Raw genomic sequence first — 24,821 nt, forward strand, 5'->3', positions numbered from 1 at the left:
ATAACAGAATAGAGTCAATTGAGCTTTCTAAATAAGAAGAAGATAAAGCTAAGAAATAATTCTTGAGTGATTGACTAGTCAACCGCTCTTTTTTGTTTTACAATAGTAGAAGAAAATGAATAGTTAGGAGACAGAACATGGGAAAATTTCAAGTAATTGATCATCCATTAATTCAGCACAAATTAACAATCATCAGAGACAAAGACTGCGGAACTAAAGTTTTTCGTGAGGTAGTTAATGAAATTGCAATGCTGATGGCTTATGAGGTTTCCAGAGATATGCCTTTAGAGGATGTTGTGATTGAAACACCAATGGGTGAAACAACACAAAAGACATTATCAGGTAAGAAGGTAGCGATTGTTCCGATTTTAAGAGCAGGTATTGGCATGGTTGATGGGATTCTTGAACTAATTCCAGCAGCTAAGGTTGGACATGTCGGCTTATACCGTGACCACGAAACGTTGGAGCCGGTAGAATACTTTGTGAAAATGCCGGAAGATATTGATGCCCGTCAATTATTCGTAGTAGACCCTATGCTGGCTACTGGTGGATCAGCTATCATGGCAATTGATTCGTTGAAGGAGCGCGGCGGCAGTAATATTAAATTTGTCTGTCTGGTTGCAGCGCCAGAAGGTGTGAAAGCATTGCAGGACGCACATCCAGATATTGATATCTATACTGCTGCATTGGACGAGAAGCTGAATGAAGATGGCTATATCGTTCCAGGACTAGGTGATGCGGGCGACCGTTTGTTTGGTACAAAATAAGTAGAACTGTCTTAAATAAGACGAGAAAAAGCGTGAGGCTTCTATATTTGACTTTAGTACAAAAAAGTTTGGGCTGTAGTTTTTATAGCTCAAGCTTTTTTATTGGGAAAGAATCAGTGAATGATTTTGCAAGACCAGTAAAAAGTGAAGGAACAGTTCGTATAAATCCATTGCTTAAGTGGGGAATAGAAAATGATGTCAGTAGATGACTATTAATGGTTTGCTTGGCAGTATCTCTTTACAATTCAAAAAAAGAGATTTATAATAGTTTCGTCATTGAACGCCAGCTTAGCTCAGTTGGTAGAGCAGCGCACTCGTAACGCGCAGGTCACAGGTTCGATCCCTGCAGCTGGCATAGTTGAAATCCTTGATAAACAAGGGTTTTTTGTTTGCTTAAAAAATGTTAAAAAAGGTAGTTGCCTAAAAATTACTACTTACTAAAAAGAAGTGAAAAATTGTACTTTTAAAAAATGTTATTTAATTTGTTACTCATTGATTTCTGTGCGTTTAAGTACAGGATTTGGTTAGTATTGGTATTCATTTTATAAGATTGAACATGATTATAAAACGAATGCTATTAGGGAAATCAAACTTTATTTGTCCGGTGCGGGTGAAAAATATACTCTCGAAAGAGTGTTGGGGTGGCTAGAATTTGTAAAGATATTACCGCAAGAAAAAGTTGCTGAGTTGAGGAATAAAATTAGTGCTTTAGAAACGATTACACCTCGTAAACGTTACAATCAAAAATCTGTAGATAATAGAAGAAAACAGAAATTAGGAGTATTGTAAAGAGCCTAGAAAACTAAGTATTTTTGTTATAAGCAGATATTCGAATTTATTGTAAAGCAAATAGACGTCTTTTGGAATGTTTGATATACTTTTAGAAAAAAGTATAGGATGATGGTTTTATGAGTGAGGTCAACAGTAGCTTTAGTGTTGCTAGTAGTATTTCTGCAAGATTAAGTCAAGTAGCCAGTGGATTTTCATCAGTGCACAGTGTGACAAGTTTAGCTAGTCGTACGACTGTGACAGGAAATACAAATGCAAAAAAAAGTATTTCGGATTTATACGATAGAGGGATACGCATTTCTAATGCATTAGCAAAAGATGGAAATAATATCAATTCTGTTGCGAAGGAATTTAGTAAAATTGACCAAAATTTACAAAAAGGATTTGAACAAACATCTTTTTTTGATTTGGGTGGTTTTTAATGAAAAGTCAAGAAGATCAGGAATTACAAATTAAGAAAAGCCTTTTAATGATTGATGAAGAAAGAGAACAATTACAGAAACAAAAAAGGAAATTAGAGGAGTATGATGAAGCACTATTTTATATAGATCAAGACGAGCAAAGATTTTACGAACAGTTAATAGAAAGTCATGAGAACTCGCATGATAGGAATGATTTCGAAGTATATAAGGAAGAAAACTATCGATTAGGAATGAAAGACAAGGAAAATTTATTATCAGCATTTGAGGAATTGGAACAAAAATCAAAGGATTTAATAGTAAAAGAAGAGGAACTATTTCATAAGAAAAAAACTCTATTTAGTGAAAAGGAAATGGAGGATAGATATGGATATTAATTTCTTTGTTGGTGAAGTAGAAGCTCAATCGAATGCTGCTAGACAGATGGCGGATGAGTATATTAGATTTTCAGGTCAATTAAAAGATAGTGCAACATCATTTTTTAATGCTCCATTATCTGGTAAAACGTATGATTCAGCAAAACAATATTTTTTAACTGTATATCCACCTCTGGCGAATGGATTTATTTTGGCTTGTGAAGCCTTTATTGAGGCACATCAAAGATTGCCGAAAGAATTTCAAAGTAGCGTAGATACTTGTGATGTAATTGAAGAAGAATTAAAGAATCAAATCAATCAAGGTCAATTATTACTTCGCTCTATGGCTATCATATTGGATAAAGAAGAAACAAATTTTCATTTAGAAAAACGGTATATGAATGTCCAAAATTCTATAAGAAGAATTGAAGAAAAATTAGAACGATTATATAGCTTCAATAGTAGTTCGCCAAACATCTTTTCTGATTATGAATCAAAGCTGGCTAATTTAGATAATTGGTTATCTGAAATTGAAAATGGTAAAGCGTGGAACCCAAGTTCTGGAGTCTTCGAAATATCAAGGTTAAATTTGTCTTTAGTGAAACCGCTTCATGCGTCATGGCAAGAAAGAGAAGATAAGATAAAAAATGGAAACATGACAATTAAAGAAAGTAAAAATATCTTTGGTGGTAAAGTATTTGAAGTGTATAAAAATGGTGTATTAGATGAAGAGGCTACCAAAATTTATAATGATTTACTAAAAAAGGAAATGTTGACTTTACTTCGTCAAGAAGTTGAAAATGATAAGTTCACGCAATGGGTTACATTAATTGGACAAGTAATATCACTAACTAATGGAACTCGTGCCATTGTAAGAGAAATTATCGGCATGGTAGGAGATAAACTATTGGTATCCGTGGATAATGGCAATGTAGGAGTTTTGTCTTTATCAAACAATATGGTAGTCGAAACGGCTGGATCAACTGCAATAGCTGGTAGTTTAGAGGCGTTACTTAAAAGTTATGCTAATAATATTATGTATTCAAAAACTCCACAATGGGAAGAAAAGGACAGGGTTCCTTTAGATAATGAAACTATTTTAGGTGATAAGAGTTTCAAAGTAAACAAAAGTAAAGGAAGAATAAAAGGCGCAGTTGTCTATGAAAAAGATGGTAAGTTTTATCATAGGGATACTTTTCATAGAGGTGAAGGCTCGCATATAGAGGTTTATGATAAAAGAGGTAATCATTTAGGAGAAGCTAACCATCAAACAGGCGAACTAATTCCGGGCACTCAAGATAAAACAAAAAAATTACCTAGATAAAGGAGATGATAGTATTGAAAATTCTAAAGAAAGAAATAGAAAATAATGATGTTTATGCATTAGCTGTTACAAAAAAATATATAGTAATAAATAGCAATTATAAAGGATTGACTGTTTTTGATAAAAATTTTTCATTTGTAACAGAAATAGATGTGGATGAAGAACTTGTAATCTATCAAATGTATGCCTCTACTTTAAATGACTATGTAATTATTCAAGATTTAGAGAATGAAACATTGTATAGTGTAGAAGTTAAGAACAAGAAAATAGTAAAAATGCAATGTACTACTTTTTTTATGCAGAATTATTATGTTGATGGAAGCCGTTTTCGACTGATGGATGGAGAAAAAAATTATTTTTTCACCTATGATAATCTTCTATTTACAGTGGAAGAACATTCAGTTAATGGTTTAACATACCTTACTAATAATCAAGAAGAAATAATTTATCGTGATTATGAAAAAATTATTTATGATGATGGAAAAATGAAAAAAGAACTGTTGTATAATAGTAAAGGTTATTTTTATAGTATTAAAGATAAAAAAATAATTAAGTATGATGAAGAAGAACTATACTTGTGGGAAAATGATGAATGGATTCTGTTGTATGAAGCCGAAAGTTCTTATAGTATTAGACAATGTATATTGGAAAATGAAAGGTGCTATTTTTTAATTAATAATAAAGGAAATAGAGATGAGAGTGAATTAGCTTGTCTATTTTTGGAAATTTAGGCTAAAAATATGAAGAAAATAATGTTAAATGATTTTGTAAAATGCTTAGATGAAAAACTTAATTATGTTGTAGAGGAAGGAATTAGTACCGAAATTAGAATTTGGTTGAGGGATATTGAAAATGTACTAGATTTTTCAATAAAACTGGAAGGTACAACATATGTAGTAACTATAAACACTCAAAAGAAAGATGAAGTCTCTATTGAAAGAGTATTTTATGAATTTGTTCATATAATGGAGTATCGATTTATGACTTTTTATTGCAGAGAAAAAACACCTGAATATATCAATTTTAGAATGATTTCAGCTACTGAAAACGCCAACGCAATGAGTTTACTCTTAAAATTTTCAACAAAAGAATCAAGCAAATAAATATATCTATTAAGTAGGATATGCTATTCGAATATTTTGATGTTATATTATAAGAGTTTGATTTTGAGAATGCTAGTCTAAAATTTGTCTAAAATGAGTGTTTATCATGAGATAATAAATAAAATAGAGAAAAAATGTACCGGTTTAATAACATATATACGTGTGAAAAAGATTTTAAGTCACTCTTAACGCGCAGGTCACAGGTTCGATCCCTGCAGCTGGCATAGTTGACCCCCTTTATTTAGCAGAGGGTTTTGGCTTGTCTAAGTGAAGCCTTACAGATTTTCTACAAAGTACAAAAACTATTTTGGAATATATGAAACGAAATATCCGATTTTAGTATAAAACTGGAAAATAATTAAGATTCTTACTTATTTCAAGGTAAATTGGTATACTTTTAAGAATGGATATGGTAAGATGATTCTTGTAGTATGCTTCTGGTTAAACTAAAAGGCTTTATCCTTATCTATTCTTAGAATAATTCCTCTTATTTTTATCGTGAAAATATTGCAAATATATTGTGCTACAGCACTAGGAGGATTTTATTTATGAATACAGGAACAGTTAAATGGTTTAACGCAGACAAAGGTTTTGGATTTATTACAGCAGAAGACGGAACAGACGTTTTCGCTCACTTCTCAGCTATCCAAGGAGAAGGTTTCAAATCTCTTGACGAGGGTCAAGCAGTTACTTTTGATATTGAAGATGGTCAACGTGGCCCTCAAGCTGTAAATATCGTAAAAAATTAGTCTATCAAAAAGACAGTCTTCAAAAGACTGTCTTTTTTTATAAGGAGGGCAATCATGGCAGAGCCGACTCAAAAAAAAGCCTATGGAAAAAAGCAAAAAGAGGATTCTGAAATCAAGAAGCTTTTTGATATAGGACAGTCTGTATCATTTATTTACAAAAGTGAGATTCGTACAGGTGTTATTGCAAAGAAATTAGAATATGCCGCTGTGGTAGAAATCGATGCTGTATCCGGTTCTTCTGCTACGGAAGATCGAACGGTTGTTAATTACAATGATATGTATCAGCGATGAGGTTGAAACCAGAACGTTAGGATTCTTATAAGCTTGTCTAGGATTCTCCCTGCGTTGTAATCTTAAAAGCATGCAAAGACTGGAATGCCGTTTGTTCAGAATAATTAAAAAGAAAGAGTTTGGACAGTTATTTTTATGTTCAAAACTCTTTTTTTTGCTTATTTCTCAGATTCTATGATAGATTTCTGCACTTTTCCCAATTCCTAATGACTAATCCCATTGATGTTGGTTTTTAGATACTATATAATCAATGATATATGTGATTTAGGGGGAGTATTGATGAAAAAACTTGTAGTGGGCGGATTTATCCTATTAAGCATCTTAATGACAGGCTGTACAAGAAACAATGATGAAAAAAGTTCTACAGGAGTAGGGACGAGCCAACGCGAAAAAAGAGAAAAAAGAAGCAAAGCTGAAGGAACAGAGGAAGAGACTGTTTATCGAACAGAAAATGGAACCTTTACGTTGAAATTGAGCGATGGCTGGGAAGCATTGGAGCCTGATGAACTTTCAGATGATGCCGATTTGAGTTTTGAAAACTACGACGCAGATATTTATTATATGGTTTTAAGTGAGCATAAGGATGATTTTGAAGGCTTTGAAGAATATAAGGATTTAATTGTACCAGATATGCTTGAAGACACTTATGATGTGGAAGAAAGCGACATTGAGTATAATGGTTTTAAAGGGACCAGATATACGTTTGGCTTAACTTCAGATGGAATAAAGACTGCCTGGATCTATGATGTTTTGGAAGGGGAAACCTACTATATCCAAAATATTGGCTGGACGATTAACAGTAAAAAGGAAAAGAATAACAAGAATCTGACTCAGTTGATGGAGTCACTAACCTTTGTTAAGTAGCAGGCATCATTTTTGAAGGATTTTTTTGATAACGACAATAAGTAGTTTTCCGTTAATAGTGCCAGTAGGAAAAAAGAATTGAATGAAATCGTAGAGCTTGGAGCAAAAAGGCAAGAAATTGCTGGTTTTGTTTCAAGCTCTTTTTTTTGCGAATGGAAAAAGTTTGAATGATTAGGATGACTGTATAGGTTTTCTGTCAAATCCTATAAGAAAGAACCTAATAAATATAAAACCGGGAATCCTGGTTGATTTCCGGTTTTTTTGTATTGGAAAAATGCATGATAAAAAGGAACTGGGAAATTAATGGGAGACTTTTAACAGAGAAATGAAAGTTAAGAATGAAAATAATCAGCTACTATGAGGCTAGGCAGATTGGAATAGAGAACCATAGCAGATATGAAAAAACAAGCTGAAAGACACTTTCTAATCAGCTTTACATTGAGAGGCTGTTGATTGTCTATATTTTAAGACAAATGAACAGCGAAAAAAGAATGGAAAGAGAGGTGGAATGCAATGAGCACAATCACTACAATTGAGGATTTTTGGGATAGAGTAAACGAGTTAAGGATAGAACGTGAACTGAACTGGAGGGAATTGGTTGGCGGCAATGCATCTCTGGCGGCCGAAAAAAGATTCAATCCTACGTTAACGCGTATCTTTCAAATGCAGGAAAAGCTGGAAGTCAATTTATTCAATCTGGCTTCGGAAAATCAGCCGGAGATTGAAGAGCAGTTTAAAAAGAATCCCGAGACGCCAAAGAAAATGACAGCCATTTATGATTTAACGCGCACCGAAGACTGGATGAATGATGAGCAGATTGTAAAAAAAGTTCAGGAGCTGGCTAAGGATATCTTGTAGACAAAAGTTTATAGCTTTAGTTTTGTTTAAATAAATTTTTAAAGAGTCAGTTATTTATATAATGAAAGTTTTTTGGGAGTTCTTTGAAAGTTATGAAGAGACATAATCAGCTATTATTGGTTTATCGGAAATGTAAAAGAAACTACTGCAGTAGAAAAAAACTAGTTTTTTCATTACATTTTCAGTCTAAACATTGAAGACTAAAAAAGCTATGCGGACTGTCTGGAAAATGATAAATCAAAAATATGATTGAAGAAAAATCTTTAATAAATTAAATACTTAATAAAGCTATAAGAACAAAAAATAACCGCTGATAAAATTAAATTTTAATAATAAATGAAAAGCAGTAAGGATTTTTTGTGAGTATAGAAAAATTAAGTAGGGAGTTTCAATAAAGAAATTTTCTTCTTTCTATTTTCTGTGACAGTTAAACAATGCGCTGCTGTTGAAGCAGATAATCATTTAATTACTAAGGAGAGAATAATTATGGAAAAAGCAATTCAAGGTAAAAATGTTAAGTTAATGTTTCGTCTATTAAAGGAACGTCCATTTAAAAAAGCTGGTTTGTTGGCTTTGGAAATGAGCCATACGTATAATCGTGAAACAAGTGTCGAAACTCAGGCAACTAAAGACGGTAGCGTAGCAACTGGCGGCAGCGTTGTCTCTAACATTGAAATGGAATTTTTGAAAACCAATACAGAGGTATTCAGCATGCTGGAATATGCATATGAAAATGGAGAAGAAATTGAAGTTTGGAGAGTCTTCTTTGACAATCCTGTAGAAGGTGTGGAACGTAAATATAAAGCACAGTATGGAACTGGAATTTTAGGAAACTTTCCTGACGCAGCAGAAGCTGAATCTAATGCTTCTGTATCAACAACATTAAATCTTAATGGTTTATTAGTTAATGGAGAAGCAACTGTGGATGCTGAAAATGATGAGCTTGCGAAAGCCTTCTTCTTTGATACGATTGCTGATGCTAAAGGGGAAGAACCAACAGCTATCTATACTCCTCAAACAACAGTAACACCCTAAGCCTCCCCAAAATCTGACGGTTTCAGCTATTGGAGATGATTCAGCACTCTTGGAATGGTCGGGTGACAAAGGGGATGTAGTATTGAAAAGAAACGTTACAATACTAAGTGATTTTAAAGGGAAAGTAGCTGGCAGCGTTGTAGAGAATCCAAATATTGCAAAAAATAGTATAAATCCTAGCTTACAGATGCCTTCCAGTGCTATTTTTAATGATTTAAGTAGTGCTGCGTATTCGTGGATAGGCAAATTGGATAATACTCAGTTTTCACCTCAAACAGAAGCAAATAAATACATTTCGCAAGTCTTGCTTTCTTGGAATGTTATAGAAATTGTAGAAAGACAATATCCTACTATTTTTCAGGGAGTTTCTACAGTTGCGGAAAAAGTTGACATTCTTAAAGGTACCAGTCAACAAATATCTTTAAATGCATATGGATACGCCAGCGGTGCAGCAGGTAACAGCTTAAAGCTGAGTGTCTTTGTTGACAACAATGCTTGGGCTTCTGGGGTTGCCGAGAATACAATTAACAGCATTAAACAACTTAGACTGAGTTGGAATACTAAGTCATTAATTTCACGTATTATTTCCGATGATGGCTATATTTATGCTTTAACTTATGCGCCAGCTTCAGATGGAACAACACCGAGTATTGTGACTATTGACTATGCAAGTATTGAGATTGTTTTGCCAGTTTCAACTACTATTGGAGACGTATCATCACCGTGTAAACTAGAAAGCTTATCTAGTGACACTGATTATACAGCTAAGGTTATAAACAAGAGTGGTGAAAGTAACGAAAGTACTTTTACAACAGGGAAGAAAGAACCTGTAGAAGTAATAGTATCAATGGACCTAAAAAATAAAATTGCAGGTAGTGTTATAGAGAATCCGAATAGAATGACAAGAACCGCATATACAAATTTATTAAGTCCTCAAGCTATCACAATTGAAAATGATCAAAATCAGTATAATGGAATAATGAACCTTGATAATAATCTGTATAGCCAGTCCACAAATGTGAACGGCAATATTTTTCAAGTTATGTTCTCATGGAATGTTGTTGAAAACATAGAAAAACAATATCCTACTATTTTTCAGAAGGCTGCTACAGTAGCTGAAAAAGTAGCCAAGCTGAAAAGTTTGACCAAGTCAATAAATATTAAAGTTCACGGATTTGCTTCAGGTGCAGGTGAAAAGCCTAACCGTATGATATTAGCTAGGTGGGGCGGAATCTATTCATGGGTAACTGGGCAAGCTTCAGATGCTACTACAGTTGCATTGTTACAGGGAAATTTAACATCAGATGCACAGATAAATTCATCAATAACAGATGATGGTTATGTTTATGTGATGGCATACGCTCCTGCCAGTGACGGTAAGACAGCCAGCATAATCAACATTGATTATGCAAGTTTAGAATGTACATTATCTATGTAAGAGCAGGGCAGTTATTGCCCCTCTTACATTTTAGGAGGAAAAAACATGGTTAATAAAGTAAAAAAAGCAGTAGTAACAATTGATGGGAAGAAATATCCATTGATTTTTGGATTTAAATTTCTGAATGAAATCAATGCACTGCCAAAAGATAACGAGCAGATGGATAGTCTGACACTACTAATCGGCGGACTAATTGATGGAGATCCTAATGCATTGAAGCAAATGCTTGTAGCGAGTCTAAGTACATATGATGAGCTGGAAGAGCGGGAGATTATCAATTATTTGGAAACTTCAGCTGAGGTGGAGGAATTATTTGAAAATTTTATCGAGTACTTAACGTCGGCTCCATTGTTGAAAAAACGAACAATGAAAATCAAATCCGGAATCGAGCAGATGATGAAGACGGTGGAAAGCAAAGTTCAAATGGACTTGGAGCAAGCTATGATGAAATAGTTCTTACCTGTTTTCGTTATTTTCCGACGATTCAGCTGAAAGAGATTGAGTGTATGACTCCGTGGGAGTATACATTGAGAATGAAGGCGTATCTATTAAATGAAAACGAAAAGGAACGTCGTGTGTTTCAAGGGGCGTTTGCCAATCGCTTATTTAAGGCTGAGAAAAAAGGAAAATACTTATTTAGAGATGTTAAGAGTATTTATGATTATGAAAAGAATGAAGAAAAGATACTTGCAGATATGAATAAGAATGAAAAGACAAATAGTAAAAAAGACGACCTTTATGAGATGCAAAGCCGGCTAGAGCGGGCAAAAGCAATTGTTAAGGGCAGAAAGGAGGGAAAAGATGAAGGAAAGAAATACAGTAACAACAGTTTTGCAGACGAGAGATAAGAACTTTTCAGCAACTTTTCAGCGGGCTGTTACTCTTTTAGGCAGATACAGAGATGGTGCCTCAGCAGCACAAAGAGCCACCGTGATGCTGGATCAGACTATGCGGAGTACAGCAGCAACTATTGATATGGTTGGTTCGGCAAGCAGGTCAGCTGCTGTTCAGTTAGGTGTTTTTGCAGAACAAATGAATCAAATGGATAACGCTGCTCTATTTAATCAGACGTTGAATCAGTCTGTAGTTTTTTTAGAAGCAATGAATCAAAAGCTTGGTGAGTCCAGTAATCAGATGGATATTGTAAGTCAAAGTACAGCTTTGGCGACTGCTGGACTTCAAGAATTTATCGCTCAAAGCTATTTGATGGGCGAGATTGGAACCGTCTTCTCTACGGTTAGTACGCAAATAGCTCACTTAACCACTACTGGTATCAACGGTCTCCTTAACTTCCAATCTGTTTTAGCCTCTGGATTTCCAACAATAGAATTATTTTCTAACATCTGGGTTAATGTTGACGGAGATTTTCAGCGAATTTTGTCAGGACTTCAATTGACTGGTGAAAGATTTATTTTATCTTTGAGTCAAATGTTTCAACAGGCTGCCAGCCAGTTTGATTTGATGATTGGCGGAATGGAGCAGTCGGCAGAATCTTCCAGCAGTTTTTGGGATATTTTAAAAGGAATAGATGATTTTCTTGGCAGTTCATTTAGTGAAGCGATATTAGATGTAGCGGGGAATTTTCTTGAACTTAACGGTGATGTGATGGGAAGTGAAGGTGTAATTTCTCAGTATGCTGAAGTCATTCGAAGTTCATTTTCAAGTATATTAGATTTGAATAGTTCTTTAGGGTCTTCACTTAGTTCAGCAATAACAAGTTTCACTCAACCCATAACCGAAGCTGGTGGAGTTCTATCTTTTTTTAAAGAACAAGTTTCAGCGGGATTTTCTGCGGTTAAAAATAGCATTAGCAACACGGTGGCATCAGCTAGAGGAGCTTTGATGAACCTTGGCCTATCTATTAACCAAGCGGGCGGTATCGTACCATTTTTTAGTCAACAAGTTGTGGCAGGATTTTCTACAGTTAAAAATAATATTGGCAATATGGTGGTATCAGCCAGAGGGGCTCTAATGAATCTTGGGGTGTCGATTGGTCAAGCTGGAGGGATTCTACCTTATTTTTCTCAATTAGTAGTTAGTGCTACATCAACAGCAGGAAGTGCATTTACATCGCTTGGTGCATTGATAATAAGCAATCCTTTAATCGTTGGAATAGCTTTAATCATTGCAGCTGTTGCAGGATTTGCAGCTGCATGGCAGTCGAACTTCATGAATATCAAGGGTTTTGTTTCATCAGCTTTTGGAGCAATCAAAAACTCTCTCACAAGTATGGGTGATATGTTTAAAGGAATAATGCCCTTTTTAAGTAGTGTTGGAGATGCATTTAAAACATTGGGAGTTATTCTAGCTGGCGGAGTATTAATTGCCATTGCAGCTGTTGTAGATATGTTTAGAGGCATTGTTTTTGGAGGAATATCAGTCATCAATACTGCTCAGGCAGTCGGAAGTGCCATCACTGGTATTTGGGCTAAAATTAATGGTGATGATAAGGCGGCGGATGAAGCTTTCAGCGATATGAAAATGAATTTGACTGAGATAAAAGAAGGTTTTGATAATCTCAAAGATAACTCAGCTATTGCAGGAGTTATCGGAAGTACAAGTGAATTAACGAATAATACCAAAGAGTTGAAAGAAGAGACAGTAGCAACAGCAGAACAAATCGCAGCACTTGGTGAAGCTTATCGGGAAACCTTTGATGAGGCGGGAAATCGAATTGATAATCTGGCGTTGAAGTATTCAGAGGTTGGACAAGCCGCGATTACTGCCTTTTCTGGAGAGGGCTTGGAACAGTCCACTAAAAGATTTGAGGCAGCTGAAGAAATCATGGGCCGTCATGGAGAGAAGCTTAAAGAAATTAAAACCCAGGTTGGTGAAAAGCTGACTCAAGCCGAACAGCTAACGGGTGAAGAGCAGGCAGCTGCTCAGAGCGAAGCTTATTCCATGATGATTGAACAAGCGAGCTTTGGATCTAGTGAAATGCTGACTGTCATGCAGGCAAACAAAGAAATGCTGGTTGCAGAAAAAACATTGGAGGGACAAGCTCTTTCTGATGAACAAAGGCGAGCCCTTCAGGATCAGAACAACGCAATTCGTGAAGGCTTGATGGAACAGCAGCAGTTGATTGTTGAAGCTTCAGCAGCAAAATTAGAAAATGGTAAACAGTTAAGTGATGCTGAATTAAAGGCAACTATGAGTGCGAATCAGGCACTTTATCAAAATAGAAAAGAGCAGCTGGAAGCAAATGAAACGGAGATTGCTAGTTTGAAAGCCGAATATGCAGCGACAGAAGATGAAGTTCAGAAGGCGAATTTCCAACAGCAAATCGATGCTTTAGGGATGCATAATGAGCAGCTACGATTACAGCAGGAACAGGCAGGCTTGGATACTCTATCACTGCTTCAGCAAAATGAACAAATGAAGGCTGAAACAATTGCCCAGGGACTGAATGGAGTGGGTGTAACAACTGACGAAGCATTGACTGGGTTGGTTCAGAAATATGCGGATTCAGGTGTAGGTATTGACCAGCAAATGCAGCTTCTGGCAGGAATTCTTCATCAACGGGGACTGGATGCAGGCGATAGCTTGCTTACAGCATTACAAACCAACGATTTTGGAGCTGTTGCAGCCGGACTTAGCGATTCAGCAGTAAATGGATTGGCTGGTCTTCCAGAAGGCATGTTTGTTAATGGAGCCGCAGGTAAAGATGCTTTTATTCAAGCATTAGAGTCTGGTTCGATAGACGCTAGTCAAATAGGTTCACATTTGATAGGAGCGATGAATACATCAGTTGCAAATGAAAAAAGCAATGTTGAAGTAACTGCAAAAAATGTTGCTACTGGTGGTTCTGATGCTATTAAGCAACAGAATAGTCAGTTTAATACGGCTGGTAAACAAAATATAGATGCTTACAATAATGGAATTAGCGCTTATGGAGTGAATGTGAGCAATACTGCTTTGGCTGTTGCTCAAAGAGCTAAAGCAAGCGCAGAAACTGTTGATTTTTCTTCTGTAGGTATACAGATGGCCAACGGTATTGCCTCTGGAATCAATGCCGGAGCAAGTGGAGCGATTGGAGCAATGGTTAATTTGGTGAATCAAATTAATGCAGAGGCGCGCAAAGTTGCTCAAATCAAATCGCCTTCTCGTTTATTCCGGGATACAGTGGGACGCTTTATTGCTCAAGGTGTAGCAGTTGGGATTGAAGAGGATACAGAAGTGGCGGTAGCTAGTGCAAAAAATATGATTGCAGAAGTTCAAAATGCTGTTTCGGGCAGCACTGCATCAGCTCCAAAAGCTGAGCTGAAGGTTGAACATGATGTGCAGAACAGCATGGTTGGTCAGCTTCAGGAAATGGTTAGTACGATAAAAAATATGAATGTTGTCTTGGAAAGCGGCGCTTTGGTAGGCGGTATTGGCGGCTCAATGGATGGCTTTTTAGGCAATAGAACGGGCTATGTAGGGAGGTACCGCTAATGGGAATAGAGATAAAAGAATATATTGAGGTCGGTCGATTCAACAGCAAAACAGCTGGATACTATGTCCTTGAACATGATGCACCCAGTCCGGATGAACAGGAAATTATTGAAAGTATTCCATTTATGCAAGGGGTCTATGATTTCTCAATGCTGCTGGGAGAACGGGTTTTCGAAAATAGAACAGTGACAGTTAAATTATTCCGACCTCTGGCTCAATACGATGAGAGAAAACGGCTGGAGCAAGAAGCGAAAGAACAGCTGCTGCTAAATGGTATAGTACCAATTTATGATACTTGGCTTGATGGCTGTCATTGGCTGGGAAAATGTGAGAGTGTACGGGCGGATGATGATCAGGAAAGCAATTCATTAATTTTAACAGTTGTTTTTGACTGTTATCCGTTTGCATTAAAGGATGCTTCTGGTTATACAGATGAATTTGATGTGGATTACTTTACAGATGGAGTAGATCAATGGACAGGTTTCTTTGTCAATGGTACACGAAAAGTATTGCTCATAAGCGAGGGTGCGAATGCAACAAGTCCGATAATGACGGCCACTGAGACTCTTTTGCTGATAACAGAAGAAGATGAAAGGCTACCCATCAAAAAAGGACAGAATCAGGATCTTTTTTTCAAATTGAAAAGAGGAGCAAACCTTCTTACACTTGTTGGAAATGGTCATGTTAGCTTTTCATTTGAAACCGAGGTGATGGTGTAATGTATCGAGTAACATTATACGAGCATGCTGGTGACCAACGGGGAACAGTGATTCATGAACCGGCAAACTTTGGTAATAAAATAAATAACGGTGATTTGGAATTATCAATAGAAGGCTTGGGAATTAGCACCTTTGAGTTCTCTATAAATCTTAACAACCCAGCTTACCGAAAGGCAGAACCCATCGTAAATTTGGTTACCGTGACAGATCAATCCGGTCAAATTTTTAAAGGACGGATAGCTCAAATTACCAATACTATGGATGGGACTGGCAGCTTTGTTGAAAAAATACTTTGCGAAGACCAAAAAGCCTATCTTTATGACAGCACACAACGATATGTAAAGCCTAAAATTAGATCAGTAAAAGAATTTCTGGAACTATTACTGGCAGAGCACAATCGTCAAGTAGAGGAGTATAAACGAATTTATGTTGGAACAGTCACTGTGGAGGACGAAGAAGGTACCTACCGCGCTATTGGCTATGATGCAACTGCTGAAGTGATTAAAAACAAACTTCTGGATCAATTAGGCGGCTATCTAATTCTTAGAGAATCAAATGGGAAACTCCTGCTTGATTATTTAAAGGAATACGGGGAAGTGTCTCAAACACCGCTGCAAATCGCCAGAAACTTGAAAAGTGCCAGCCGAGATATTGATATTTCTGAGCTGGCAACAAGAGTAGTTCCTTTGGGGCAGGATATCGATAATTCGGAAAATACTGCGAATATTTCAGATGGTATTAGAGAAAAAACAACGATTGAAAGTGTTAATAATGGGAAAAATTATCTTGAAGATCAGACACTTGTTAGCAAATTTGGTGTTATTCAAAAAACAATTGAATTTCCCAATATAACAAATAAGGCTTTATTAAAGCAGCGTGGTCAGGAATATCTGAAAAATCAGCGGCTAATGCTGGTTACCTGGACCGCTGAGGTAATAGAGTTGGGGTTACTGGATCAACGCTACGAAATTATCCAGTTGGGAAACTCTTATTCAGTAGCAAATCAATTCTTGTATGAACAAGAGGTTCTGCAAGTGATTGAAAAAAAGATTGATATTCTGAATCCTCAAAAAATTGTTCTGACAATCGGCAGCGGGAAAAAAACATTTTCTCAATACCAGCTGGAATACAGAGGGCTGAGAGAGACTGTTGAAACAGTGAAGAGTACGGCAAATGCGAATAATGCAGATGTCAGCACCCTGAAAGCGCAGACTTTGCAGTTGAGTGAAGAGACTGCTGTGCTGCCGATGTATGGTGAAAAACTCGCTGAACAAGAACAGGAGCTCATTATTCAAAAATCCAGAAATGAATCTTTTGAAGAACTATTAAGCAGTCAGCAGCAAAAATTGGAAAAACAGGATGAAACAATCAACGAGCTATTGACTATAGTAAAAGAACTACAGGAAAGCAGGTGAAAGTAAATGCCGGAACAAAAATTTTATGATACACAGCCGACAGGAGAAAACCATGAAGTTGATTATCGGGACCCTACAGATGTAGAGGAAGTTGAAGAGGCAATAAAATTTGGTGTAGTAGATGAACTCACTCAAAAATTTGCTTTATGGATTCGTACCAAGATGTGGAGACGTCATGTTCGAGAAGCTTTGGCACGGATGATTGAATATACGAATGTTCTTTACAACAAAATAAAAGATATTTCTGAAAATACGCAAAAGAGGCAGGCAGCTGTAGAAAAACGGCAGACAGATTTAGAAGCACGTATGAAAGAAGTTATAGGAAATGCAACGGTTGACAGTGAAGTCATCCATGCAAGAAGTAGTGAGAAATATGGAGATTTTGCTGTTTTAGATGATCGTTTGGAACATATTGAACAGCTGCTTATTCAGTTTGTCCCAGCAGGGTTTGATGTGACTATAATGCATAATTCTGGTCTTCAGCCGAATATCAATGTTCGTTCCTGGACACATGGAATAGGAGTTATGCCTCTTGGAACCGAATCAGCAGGCTTATTTGGCGGATCTGCCAGTCAGTCAGTTGCCTGTCAAGTCAGTCATGTTGATGGCAATACAAGTATTGTATCTCTTCCTGTTGAGTATACGACAGACAGTGAGATTATAAAAATTGAAGATGATAAGTTTTTATTGATTGATGAAATAACATATCGTTCAATTCTATTTGAACTATATTAGGAGGAGAAAAAATGGAATTAAAGAATATATACAGAGGTATGGAAAATGGGGCAGAAGCGATAGAGAGTAATTTTTCAACTATAGAATCATCTGTTGCAGAAATGGATTCAAAAAGTTTTGGGTATTTTACAGCAAAAAGTACACCTAATGATAAACTGGTAGTAGAATTACCTTGGGAGAAGGTCAAGTCAAGTGAAGATATCTATCTCTCAGATAATAAGGTTATTGTAACTAAAGCAGGATTTTATCATCTTGCTGGTCAGATATCTCTTTATAATCAAACAGATGATGAATGGAAATCACTGCATTTTGAAATTAGTAATAACGGGAGTATTTCTAATACAATCGAGGTACTACGGACATATCCAAAAAATTCTTCTGTTTCTCCAATAGCATTAGTGGAATTGCAATCAGGTGCTCAAATCAGAGCTGTCAAGAATGGTGCTTCCACATCAGGAAGCATTATTAGATCTGCTATGACAATTGTCAAAATTGCATAGAAAAACATTTAATTTTTTCTAGAAATTAGAATATTCAATTGACATATTTTCAGAAAAATAATTTCTTTTAGAAAAATGAAACAGAGCAAGTGGTGTGAACCATAAGCTCTGTTTTTTTAAACCTATGTTAAGAACAACTCCTGGTACAAAAATTACCCATAGTTCATGAGCTGCTTATAGAAATACATTGAAAAATGGATAATGACTACATAGGGAATTAAAGTTTTTTCCAAATCCTTCAGTCCGTACTTTCTTTTATGCGGCAGGGAAGATATAATAAAGAGCGTATGATTCAAGGAAAAGGGATGACAGATGAACAAAAATAAACAGTTAAATATAGATAATCGTATAGACTACGGCGTAATTTTACCAGTTTTTCTCCTATCATTAATAGGAATGCTTTCATTGTATTCAGCGTTATACAATGACCCAAACCGACCGGATATTTTCCCAATGCTGATGCGGCAGGGACTTTGGTATTTAATCGGAATCATTAGCGTGGTGGTTATCATGCATTTTAGTTCGAAGCTGCTGTGGAAGCTGACCCCAGTCTTTTATGGAATCGGGTTGATTATGATGGGGCTGCTGCTTAAGTTTTATGATCCTTATTTGGAGGTTCAAACTGGATCAAAAAACTGGATAAGTATCGGTGGAACCACTTTCCAGCCTTCTGAGTTAATGAAAATTGCCTTTGTTTTGATGCTGGCCTACGTTGTGACAATGCATAATGCTCGTTTTAAGGAACGAACCTTAAAAACAGATGGCTGGTTGATTGCAAAATTATCGATGGTTACACTTCCGGTTGTTGCTTTGATCTTGCTGCAGAAGGACTTCGGAACCATGCTGGTCTTTCTGGCTATTTTTGCCGGTGTCTTTCTAATGTCGGGAATTTCCTGGAAAATTGTGGTGCCCGTCTTTTTAGGAGCCATTCTGATTGGCGCTGGGGTATTGTATCTCATTACGACAGACTCTGGCCGGGACTTTTTAAATAAGTTTGGCGTCAAAGCGTACCAGTTTGAACGGATTGACTTATGGCTGAATCCATTTCATAATGATCCAAGCCGTTCCAACCAGCCAGCGCAGGCAATCACGGCAATTGGCTCTGGTGGTCTGCTGGGAAAAGGATTTAACGTGAGCGATGTCTATGTACCTGTACGGGAATCGGATATGATTTTTGCGATTATCGGTGAGAATTTTGGTTTTATTGGCGGATGCTTTATCATTTTGTTATACTTTATATTGATTTATCGAATGATTCGTGTTTGTTTTGAAACAAATAATGAATTTTATGCGTATATTGCAACAGGAATTATTATGATGCTGCTTTTCCACGTATTTGAGAATATTGGCGCTAATATTGGTCTGCTTCCGTTAACAGGGATTCCGCTGCCGTTTATTAGTCAGGGAGGTTCCTCTATTCTGGGAAATATGATTGGTGTAGGGCTGATTCTTTCAATGAAGTATCAAAAAGAAGTAGTAGTCAGTGAATGATTATTTAGAAAGAAGGGGAATAAAGTATGTACACGTTTTTCTGGTATCCGAAATGTTCAACTTGTAAAAAGGCAAAAGCTTGGCTTGATGCGTCAGGTGTGGATTATGAAATCGTTGATATGATAGAAACACCGCCGACCAAAGAACAGCTGCTTGGCTGGATGGAGGAAAGTCCGCTGCCGGTTCGCAGATTTTTTAATACAAGCGGTGGTCATTATAGAGAACAAGGGCTGAAGGAAATCGTTAATGACTTTTCAAACGAGGAAGCGGCTGAGCGTTTGTCTAAAGACGGCATGCTGAATAAGCGTCCAATCTTTGTTAAAGATGGTCATTTTATTACAAACGGCTTTAAAGAGTCTGAGTATGAAGGAGCAATTAGCAAATGAGTACAGACCGAAAAGTTGTCGATAATTTGTGGATTGAAAAAACCACAGAAGGCTTAAAAGTTGGCTTGACTAATGCTGCGCAGGAGGATTTAGGAAAAATTTCTTTTGTCACGTTGCCAAAGGTTGGGCAAAAGCTATCTGCTGGAGACTCTTTTGTAGAGCTGGAAGCAGAAAAATCGGTTAGTGAATTCTCCAGCCCAATTTCCGGGATGGTTGCAGCTGTGAATGAAGCAGCTGATAAAAATCCTGAGCTGCTGGACAACGAGGATGAAACACAAGCGTGGCTGGCAGTATTTACAGAAGTAGAAGAATAATTCTGATAAAAACGTTGACAGTTGAAGTTGATGTTGCTATAATTTCATCATTAATCAAAAATAATAAAGCATCGAAAAGAAGAGTAAATATTTGAACTGTTTGAAAAGAGAGCCTTGGCAAGCTGAAAAGAGGCAGCAGATTTGGTATGGAAGATGGTCTTAGAGCAGAATAGGCAAGCAGGAGTGAGCTTATTACGGGAGTGCCCGTTACAGCACCACAGTATACGATGATTAAAAATCAAGTACTGAATAAGGCAGTAATCGTGAGATAACTGTAAATTAAGGTGGTAACACGGAAGATATGCTTTCGTCCTTTTTACTGATATGTATTATAATCAGTAGAGGACGGAAGTTTTTTTATTGTTCGGCTGGTCTGAGCAAGGATGCAAATGAATTAAAAACAGAAAGTTGAGTGAGCAGCATGGCTTTGATTGAATTACGTCATGTCAAAAAGGAATTCTCCGGAAAAGCCGGAAAAGTGACAGCAGTAGACGACGTTTCCTTATCAATAGAAAAAGGTGATATTTATGGAATCGTTGGTTATTCCGGTGCAGGAAAAAGTACACTAGTTCGTCTCTTAAATGGGCTTGAGCTGCCAAGTGATGGTCAAGTTGTGATACAGGATCAGGATGTGACCAAACTAAGCGCTGGGGAGCTAAGAGGTTTTAGAAAGAAAATCGGTATGATTTTTCAGCATTTCAATCTGCTGTGGTCCCGTACGATTTTAGAAAATATTATGCTTCCGTTGGAGCTGGTTGGAGTTTCAAAAGAACAGCGCTTAAAACGGGCAGAAGAGCTATTGATTCTAGTTGGACTGGAAGGACGGGGGAATGCCTATCCGAGTCAGCTTTCCGGCGGACAAAAGCAGCGGGTTGGTATTGCCAGGGCACTGGCTAACAATCCGGAGATTCTGTTGTGCGATGAAGCGACAAGTGCATTGGATCCGCAAACAACTGATGAAGTTTTGGATTTACTATTGGAAATTAACAAAGAACTGAACTTAACAATTGTGCTGATTACCCATGAAATGCATGTTATCAGAAAAATCTGTAATAAGGTTGCCGTTATGGAGCTGGGCAAAATTGTTGAGGAAGGCGAAGTGCTTCATGTCTTCCGCCATCCAGAACAGGAAGTAACAAAGAGGTTTGTCCAAAGAGAAATCGATCCGGAAGCGGATTTAGAGGAGCTGTTGGCAGAACTGATTGCCGAAAACCCAGCTGGATTAGTAACCACTTTGCATTTTAAAGGGGATAATGCCAATGAGCCGGTTATTTCTCAGGCGATTCGTCAATTTCCTGTTGACATCAATGTAGTTCACGGCAAAGTGCAGCAGGCTAAAGAAGGAGCTTTCGGTTCGCTGACAGTCATGATTACTGGCGAGAAGGCAGCAGTTGAGGAAGCCTTGGCATTTTTCAAAGAAAAAGAAGTTGGCGTGGAGGTGATTCATCGTGGATAAGAGTTTTGCAGAAACTTATTTTGACTTTAGCAAAGTAAACGGTGAAACCCTGCAGCAGGCATTAATCGACACTGTTTATATGACGGTTATTTCCATGGTCTGTGTATTGGTGATTGGGTTAATTTTAGGATTGCTGCTTTATACGGCGGGACGCAACAATAAAGCCTATGCCAAATTTTTATATACAGCTGTTTCAATTATCAGCAACATTTTCCGTTCCACACCCTTTATGATTTTAATGGTCTTATTAATCCCCTTCACAAAGGTACTTGTAGGAACGATGCTGGGTGCTAAGGCAGCTATTCCGGCGCTAGTATTATCAGCTGCGCCATTTTATGCACGATTAGTAGAAATTGCCTTTCGGGAGGTTGACTCCGGAGTTATTGAAGCTGCTGAGGCAATGGGTGCCAGCTATTGGCAAATTGTCCGCAAGGTGATTATCCCAGAGAGTATTCCAGCACTGATTTCAGGATTAACTGTTACAACTGTTTCAATGATTGGATTTACAGCGATGGCTGGTGCTATCGGTGCCGGCGGTCTAGGCGGACTAGCTTGGCAGGAAGGTTATCAACGGAACAATCTGACCGTTACCTTTGTAGCGACAGTTATTATATTACTTATAGTATTTATTGTTCAGGGATTGGGCGATTTTCTAGCGAAACGAACAGACAAACGATAATAATGGGAGGAATTAAGTATGAAAAAGAAATTAGCAGGTTTAGCAGCAGTCGTTGCCCTAAGCTTTGGCTTAGCGGCATGCGGAGGCAATAATAGCGGGAGTACAGATGGATCTAAGGCAGCAGAGGGTGAAAAAACAGTATTGACAGTTGGTGCATCACCAACTCCTCACGCGGAAATTCTGGAACAGGTAAAACCAATTCTTGAAAAAGAAGGAATTGATTTAGAAATCAAAAAGTTTGATGATTACATTCTGCCGAACAAAGCATTGGCAGATGGCGAAATCGATGCAAACTACTTCCAGCATATTCCTTATTTTAGTCTTCAGGTAAAAGAAAACGGGTATGATTTTGCGAATGCCGGCGGCATTCATATTGAACCAATGGGGCTTTACTCTCAGCGAATTGATGATATTAAAGACCTGAAAGATGGAGCAACAGTGATTACTTCAAATTCAGAATCTGACTGGGGTCGAATCATTACGATTTTACAGGATGCCGATTTAGTAACAGTTAAAGATGGCGTTGATTTAGAAACTGCGACATTTGATGATATTGATAAAAATCCTAAAAATCTGAAATTTGTTCATGATATTAATCCAGAGCTACTGGCTACAACTTACCAAAATGATGAAGCTGACTTAGTAGCAATCAATGCCAACTTTGCCTATAATGCAGGCTTGAATCCAGTGAAGGATTCTGTGTTGTTGGAAGCTGACAACTCACCATATGTTAATATTATTGCAGTCCGTTCAGAAGATAAGGACAACGAAGCAATTAATAAGCTAATTGATGCGCTGCACAGCAAAGAAATTCAAGACTGGATTCTTGATAAATGGGATGGTTCCGTAAAACCAGTTGATAAATAAAGATAAAAGTTAGAAAATGAACCAGAAGTGCATTTTTCAAAGATTTGCATATAGTTAAACTAAGGGAGCGTGGTCCATAACCCGCTTTCAAAAAGAAAACAAGTCTGATTTTGATAAACAATATCAAAATCGGGCTTGTTTTTTTCCTACTACCCTGTTTAAAAGGAACTGTCCGAAGGGCTGGAAAACTATAGGTATCTTCTTCTTCAAAATAGTGTCAGTTTTCAACGAAAAAAATATTTTTTGTATTTCTTTTTACTTTCTTTATGATAGCGGACATACGCTTCATATATTTGTTTTCTCGGTAAATAATTCATTTGAACTTTGCGCAGATATTTTTTGTAGACTCTTCTTTTTCTCTTTAAGTGGCGCTGCTTTTCATTATGTAAGTGTTCTTCTGTCACCTCTAAATCTACTTCAAAGTGATAAGCAATTTCTTTCAACTGATGGTTCGTCAATCCACCAGATTGCGTTTCTTCTTTTAACCAAGGCTAGATTTCTTATTGATAAAGGGTTTTATTGTTTTTATCTAATCGTTCATAACGAGTGGTCGCTTTGTGTCAAACAAAGCTGAATCTATGGGCATTTGCTTCAATTATTGTGTTTTCAATGAAGGGGGTTTTATTTTCTATCACTTGATTGGTAATCAGTTGACAACGAGATGGAACAAAGGCTTCTACTAAAAGGTGCACAGTTGCCTCATGTCTTCTGAACCGACTAATGGTACGATAGTTGACTTGTTCGTGATTGACTAGTTAGCACATGTGATAACTGTCATCTAAATGAAACAAGTTTCCAAGGCTATAGAGGCAGCACTAACCTGCTGGATTCTAAAAACGATCAGTTTTCTTTTAGAGCTTTGGATAAGAAAATGAAAACGATAGCTATTGATAAAACTTCTTATCAAGTTGTAAATATTCTAAACAAGGCAAGTGATATATAAGAAAAGTCCAGAAAAATTAGCCTTCTCCACAGCAAAGAGATTGCGATTCATTCTCAATTAAGATAAAATGATTGAGAACGAAATTTTGAATAAAAGTTGGAGGGAAATATACATGTCAGTTTTGGAAATTAAAAATTTACACGTATCAATTGATGATAAAGAGATTCTAAAGGGCGTAAATCTGACGATGAAAACAGGTGAGATTCATGCCATCATGGGACCCAACGGAACAGGGAAATCGACATTGTCTGCTGCCATCATGGGCAATCCAAATTATGAAGTAACTCAAGGAGAAATCCTTTTTGACGGTGAAAATATTTTAGAGCTGGAAGTCGATGAACGTGCACGTTTAGGTCTATTTCTAGCTATGCAGTATCCAAGCGAAATCCCAGGGATTACCAATGCGGAATTTATGCGTGCGGCAATTAATGCCAAGCGTGAAGAAGACAATAAAATCTCTGTAATGGAATTTTTGAAAAAGTTAGACAGCAAAATGGATTTGCTGAATATGCCTGAGGAGATGGCTGAACGTTACCTGAACGAAGGCTTTTCCGGCGGAGAAAAGAAAAGAAATGAAATCCTGCAGCTATTGATGCTGGAACCAACCTTTGCAATTTTAGATGAAATCGATTCTGGCTTGGATATTGATGCGTTGAAGGTTGTAGCAAAAGGAATCAACGAAATGCGCGGTGAAAACTTTGGTGCATTGATTATTACGCACTATCAGCGTCTGTTGAACTACATCACACCTGATGTGGTGCATATCATGATGAATGGAAAAGTTGTGAAAACCGGTGATGCCGAGCTGGCAAAACGTCTGGAAGCAGAAGGTTATGCAGGAATCAGCAAAGAATTAGGTATTGAATACAAAGAAGAAGAAGCATAAGGA

Annotated in this window: 26 protein-coding genes, 1 tRNA gene and 1 pseudogene; 27 read left to right on the plus strand and 1 reads right to left on the minus strand. The window is 37.1% G+C overall.

Going from position 1 to position 24,821, the window contains the following annotated elements; translation table 11 throughout:
* Nucleotides 1–137: 137 nt before the first annotated feature.
* The 26 genes from upp to ACYSNQ_RS09840 all read left to right on the plus strand — a co-directional run bounded on the left by upp (nt 138) and on the right by ACYSNQ_RS09840 (nt 22,989).
* Nucleotides 138–767 carry a uracil phosphoribosyltransferase gene (upp, locus tag ACYSNQ_RS09715; protein WP_426082866.1) on the plus strand — a complete coding sequence of 210 codons (630 nt, stop codon included), beginning with the start codon at nt 138–140 and terminating at the stop codon, nt 765–767.
* A 282-nt stretch (nt 768–1,049) separates the two neighbouring features.
* Nucleotides 1,050–1,122: transfer RNA gene (locus ACYSNQ_RS09720), tRNA-Thr, on the plus strand.
* A gap of 553 nt (nt 1,123–1,675) precedes the next feature.
* Nucleotides 1,676–1,978, plus strand: a complete 303-nt coding sequence (locus ACYSNQ_RS09725; RefSeq protein ID WP_426082868.1) for a TIGR04197 family type VII secretion effector — start codon at nt 1,676–1,678, stop codon at nt 1,976–1,978.
* Entirely contained in the window at nt 1,978–2,352 is a 375-nt protein-coding gene (locus ACYSNQ_RS09730; protein WP_426082869.1) for a hypothetical protein, read from the plus strand. The genes ACYSNQ_RS09725 and ACYSNQ_RS09730 overlap by 1 nt, the downstream gene beginning before the upstream one ends.
* On the plus strand, nt 2,342–3,655 hold the full coding sequence (locus ACYSNQ_RS09735; RefSeq protein ID WP_426082871.1) for a T7SS effector LXG polymorphic toxin: 1,314 nt from the start codon (nt 2,342–2,344) through the stop codon (nt 3,653–3,655). The genes ACYSNQ_RS09730 and ACYSNQ_RS09735 overlap by 11 nt, the downstream gene beginning before the upstream one ends.
* 14 nt (nt 3,656–3,669) lie before the next feature.
* On the plus strand, nt 3,670–4,386 hold the full coding sequence (locus ACYSNQ_RS09740) for a hypothetical protein (protein WP_426082873.1): 717 nt from the start codon (nt 3,670–3,672) through the stop codon (nt 4,384–4,386).
* 21 nt (nt 4,387–4,407) lie between these two features.
* Nucleotides 4,408–4,758, plus strand: a complete 351-nt coding sequence (locus tag ACYSNQ_RS09745) for a hypothetical protein (RefSeq protein WP_426082875.1) — start codon at nt 4,408–4,410, stop codon at nt 4,756–4,758.
* Between the two features lie 548 nt (nt 4,759–5,306).
* A complete protein-coding gene (locus ACYSNQ_RS09750; RefSeq protein WP_426082876.1) occupies nt 5,307–5,507 on the plus strand; it encodes a cold-shock protein in 201 nt (66 codons plus the stop codon).
* A gap of 54 nt (nt 5,508–5,561) precedes the next feature.
* Nucleotides 5,562–5,798, plus strand: a complete 237-nt coding sequence (locus ACYSNQ_RS09755) for a hypothetical protein (RefSeq protein WP_426082877.1) — start codon at nt 5,562–5,564, stop codon at nt 5,796–5,798.
* 279 nt (nt 5,799–6,077) lie between these two features.
* Nucleotides 6,078–6,662 carry a hypothetical protein gene (locus ACYSNQ_RS09760; protein WP_426082879.1) on the plus strand — a complete coding sequence of 195 codons (585 nt, stop codon included), beginning with the start codon at nt 6,078–6,080 and terminating at the stop codon, nt 6,660–6,662.
* A 513-nt stretch (nt 6,663–7,175) separates the two neighbouring features.
* On the plus strand, nt 7,176–7,520 hold the full coding sequence (locus tag ACYSNQ_RS09765; RefSeq protein ID WP_426082881.1) for a hypothetical protein: 345 nt from the start codon (nt 7,176–7,178) through the stop codon (nt 7,518–7,520).
* A 486-nt stretch (nt 7,521–8,006) separates the two neighbouring features.
* A complete protein-coding gene (locus ACYSNQ_RS09770; RefSeq protein ID WP_426082883.1) occupies nt 8,007–8,555 on the plus strand; it encodes a phage major tail protein, TP901-1 family in 549 nt (182 codons plus the stop codon).
* Nucleotides 8,556–8,637: 82 nt separating this feature from the next.
* Nucleotides 8,638–9,993: a hypothetical protein gene (locus ACYSNQ_RS09775; RefSeq protein ID WP_426082885.1), complete on the plus strand. Its 1,356-nt coding sequence runs from the start codon at nt 8,638–8,640 to the stop codon at nt 9,991–9,993.
* A gap of 45 nt (nt 9,994–10,038) precedes the next feature.
* Complete coding sequence (locus tag ACYSNQ_RS09780; protein WP_426082887.1) at nt 10,039–10,446, plus strand: tail assembly chaperone; 408 nt, start codon at nt 10,039–10,041, stop codon at nt 10,444–10,446.
* A 53-nt stretch (nt 10,447–10,499) separates the two neighbouring features.
* Nucleotides 10,500–10,841: a hypothetical protein gene (locus ACYSNQ_RS09785; protein ID WP_426082889.1), complete on the plus strand. Its 342-nt coding sequence runs from the start codon at nt 10,500–10,502 to the stop codon at nt 10,839–10,841.
* The gene (locus ACYSNQ_RS09790; RefSeq protein ID WP_426082891.1) at nt 10,795–14,427 is read left to right on the plus strand and encodes a synaptonemal complex protein 1; all 3,633 of its coding nucleotides are present in this window, start codon (nt 10,795–10,797) and stop codon (nt 14,425–14,427) included. Before ACYSNQ_RS09785 ends, ACYSNQ_RS09790 begins: the two co-directional genes overlap by 47 nt.
* Complete coding sequence (locus tag ACYSNQ_RS09795) at nt 14,427–15,146, plus strand: hypothetical protein (protein WP_426082892.1); 720 nt, start codon at nt 14,427–14,429, stop codon at nt 15,144–15,146. Before ACYSNQ_RS09790 ends, ACYSNQ_RS09795 begins: the two co-directional genes overlap by 1 nt.
* Nucleotides 15,146–16,561 carry a phage tail protein gene (locus tag ACYSNQ_RS09800; protein ID WP_426082894.1) on the plus strand — a complete coding sequence of 472 codons (1,416 nt, stop codon included), beginning with the start codon at nt 15,146–15,148 and terminating at the stop codon, nt 16,559–16,561. Before ACYSNQ_RS09795 ends, ACYSNQ_RS09800 begins: the two co-directional genes overlap by 1 nt.
* 6 nt (nt 16,562–16,567) lie before the next feature.
* Nucleotides 16,568–17,296 carry a hypothetical protein gene (locus ACYSNQ_RS09805; protein ID WP_426082896.1) on the plus strand — a complete coding sequence of 243 codons (729 nt, stop codon included), beginning with the start codon at nt 16,568–16,570 and terminating at the stop codon, nt 17,294–17,296.
* A gap of 11 nt (nt 17,297–17,307) precedes the next feature.
* Entirely contained in the window at nt 17,308–17,796 is a 489-nt protein-coding gene (locus ACYSNQ_RS09810; protein ID WP_426082897.1) for a hypothetical protein, read from the plus strand.
* Between the two features lie 312 nt (nt 17,797–18,108).
* On the plus strand, nt 18,109–19,287 hold the full coding sequence (locus tag ACYSNQ_RS09815) for an FtsW/RodA/SpoVE family cell cycle protein (protein ID WP_426082899.1): 1,179 nt from the start codon (nt 18,109–18,111) through the stop codon (nt 19,285–19,287).
* Nucleotides 19,288–19,313: 26 nt separating this feature from the next.
* Nucleotides 19,314–19,673 carry an arsenate reductase family protein gene (locus ACYSNQ_RS09820; protein ID WP_426082900.1) on the plus strand — a complete coding sequence of 120 codons (360 nt, stop codon included), beginning with the start codon at nt 19,314–19,316 and terminating at the stop codon, nt 19,671–19,673.
* A complete protein-coding gene (locus tag ACYSNQ_RS09825; protein ID WP_426082902.1) occupies nt 19,670–19,987 on the plus strand; it encodes a glycine cleavage system H family protein in 318 nt (105 codons plus the stop codon). The genes ACYSNQ_RS09820 and ACYSNQ_RS09825 overlap by 4 nt, the downstream gene beginning before the upstream one ends.
* Nucleotides 19,988–20,408: 421 nt before the next feature.
* On the plus strand, nt 20,409–21,443 hold the full coding sequence (locus ACYSNQ_RS09830) for a methionine ABC transporter ATP-binding protein (protein WP_426082904.1): 1,035 nt from the start codon (nt 20,409–20,411) through the stop codon (nt 21,441–21,443).
* Nucleotides 21,436–22,122 carry a methionine ABC transporter permease gene (locus tag ACYSNQ_RS09835; protein ID WP_426082906.1) on the plus strand — a complete coding sequence of 229 codons (687 nt, stop codon included), beginning with the start codon at nt 21,436–21,438 and terminating at the stop codon, nt 22,120–22,122. The genes ACYSNQ_RS09830 and ACYSNQ_RS09835 overlap by 8 nt, the downstream gene beginning before the upstream one ends.
* An 18-nt stretch (nt 22,123–22,140) precedes the next feature.
* Nucleotides 22,141–22,989, plus strand: a complete 849-nt coding sequence (locus ACYSNQ_RS09840) for a MetQ/NlpA family ABC transporter substrate-binding protein (RefSeq protein WP_426082908.1) — start codon at nt 22,141–22,143, stop codon at nt 22,987–22,989.
* 260 nt (nt 22,990–23,249) lie between these two features.
* On the opposite strand, the pseudogene ACYSNQ_RS09845 reads toward ACYSNQ_RS09840, so the two are convergent.
* A pseudogene (locus tag ACYSNQ_RS09845) lies at nt 23,250–23,777 on the minus strand (transposase); the annotation flags it as partial.
* Nucleotides 23,778–24,044: 267 nt separating this feature from the next.
* On the opposite strand from ACYSNQ_RS09845, the gene sufC reads away from it, so the two are divergent.
* The gene (sufC, locus tag ACYSNQ_RS09850; protein ID WP_426082910.1) at nt 24,045–24,818 is read left to right on the plus strand and encodes a Fe-S cluster assembly ATPase SufC; all 774 of its coding nucleotides are present in this window, start codon (nt 24,045–24,047) and stop codon (nt 24,816–24,818) included.
* Nucleotides 24,819–24,821: the final 3 nt, after the last annotated feature.

This window comes from Enterococcus sp. LJL51, from assembly GCF_054871795.1.

Excerpts from the sequence above, each read along its gene's own strand:
- upp (WP_426082866.1), top strand. The coding sequence starts at position 138 with ATGGGAAAATTTCAAGTAATTGATCATCCATTAATTCAGCACAAATTA.
- ACYSNQ_RS09725 (WP_426082868.1), top strand. The coding sequence starts at position 1,676 with ATGAGTGAGGTCAACAGTAGCTTTAGTGTTGCTAGTAGTATTTCTGCA.
- ACYSNQ_RS09730 (WP_426082869.1), top strand. The coding sequence starts at position 1,978 with ATGAAAAGTCAAGAAGATCAGGAATTACAAATTAAGAAAAGCCTTTTA.
- ACYSNQ_RS09735 (WP_426082871.1), top strand. The coding sequence starts at position 2,342 with ATGGATATTAATTTCTTTGTTGGTGAAGTAGAAGCTCAATCGAATGCT.
- ACYSNQ_RS09745 (WP_426082875.1), top strand. The coding sequence starts at position 4,408 with ATGTTAAATGATTTTGTAAAATGCTTAGATGAAAAACTTAATTATGTT.
- ACYSNQ_RS09750 (WP_426082876.1), top strand. The coding sequence starts at position 5,307 with ATGAATACAGGAACAGTTAAATGGTTTAACGCAGACAAAGGTTTTGGA.
- ACYSNQ_RS09755 (WP_426082877.1), top strand. The coding sequence starts at position 5,562 with ATGGCAGAGCCGACTCAAAAAAAAGCCTATGGAAAAAAGCAAAAAGAG.
- ACYSNQ_RS09760 (WP_426082879.1), top strand. The coding sequence starts at position 6,078 with ATGAAAAAACTTGTAGTGGGCGGATTTATCCTATTAAGCATCTTAATG.
- ACYSNQ_RS09765 (WP_426082881.1), top strand. The coding sequence starts at position 7,176 with ATGAGCACAATCACTACAATTGAGGATTTTTGGGATAGAGTAAACGAG.
- ACYSNQ_RS09770 (WP_426082883.1), top strand. The coding sequence starts at position 8,007 with ATGGAAAAAGCAATTCAAGGTAAAAATGTTAAGTTAATGTTTCGTCTA.
- ACYSNQ_RS09780 (WP_426082887.1), top strand. The coding sequence starts at position 10,039 with ATGGTTAATAAAGTAAAAAAAGCAGTAGTAACAATTGATGGGAAGAAA.
- ACYSNQ_RS09785 (WP_426082889.1), top strand. The coding sequence starts at position 10,500 with ATGACTCCGTGGGAGTATACATTGAGAATGAAGGCGTATCTATTAAAT.
- ACYSNQ_RS09790 (WP_426082891.1), top strand. The coding sequence starts at position 10,795 with ATGAAGGAAAGAAATACAGTAACAACAGTTTTGCAGACGAGAGATAAG.
- ACYSNQ_RS09795 (WP_426082892.1), top strand. The coding sequence starts at position 14,427 with ATGGGAATAGAGATAAAAGAATATATTGAGGTCGGTCGATTCAACAGC.
- ACYSNQ_RS09800 (WP_426082894.1), top strand. The coding sequence starts at position 15,146 with ATGTATCGAGTAACATTATACGAGCATGCTGGTGACCAACGGGGAACA.
- ACYSNQ_RS09805 (WP_426082896.1), top strand. The coding sequence starts at position 16,568 with ATGCCGGAACAAAAATTTTATGATACACAGCCGACAGGAGAAAACCAT.
- ACYSNQ_RS09810 (WP_426082897.1), top strand. The coding sequence starts at position 17,308 with ATGGAATTAAAGAATATATACAGAGGTATGGAAAATGGGGCAGAAGCG.
- ACYSNQ_RS09815 (WP_426082899.1), top strand. The coding sequence starts at position 18,109 with ATGAACAAAAATAAACAGTTAAATATAGATAATCGTATAGACTACGGC.
- ACYSNQ_RS09820 (WP_426082900.1), top strand. The coding sequence starts at position 19,314 with ATGTACACGTTTTTCTGGTATCCGAAATGTTCAACTTGTAAAAAGGCA.
- ACYSNQ_RS09825 (WP_426082902.1), top strand. The coding sequence starts at position 19,670 with ATGAGTACAGACCGAAAAGTTGTCGATAATTTGTGGATTGAAAAAACC.
- ACYSNQ_RS09830 (WP_426082904.1), top strand. The coding sequence starts at position 20,409 with ATGGCTTTGATTGAATTACGTCATGTCAAAAAGGAATTCTCCGGAAAA.
- ACYSNQ_RS09840 (WP_426082908.1), top strand. The coding sequence starts at position 22,141 with ATGAAAAAGAAATTAGCAGGTTTAGCAGCAGTCGTTGCCCTAAGCTTT.
- sufC (WP_426082910.1), top strand. The coding sequence starts at position 24,045 with ATGTCAGTTTTGGAAATTAAAAATTTACACGTATCAATTGATGATAAA.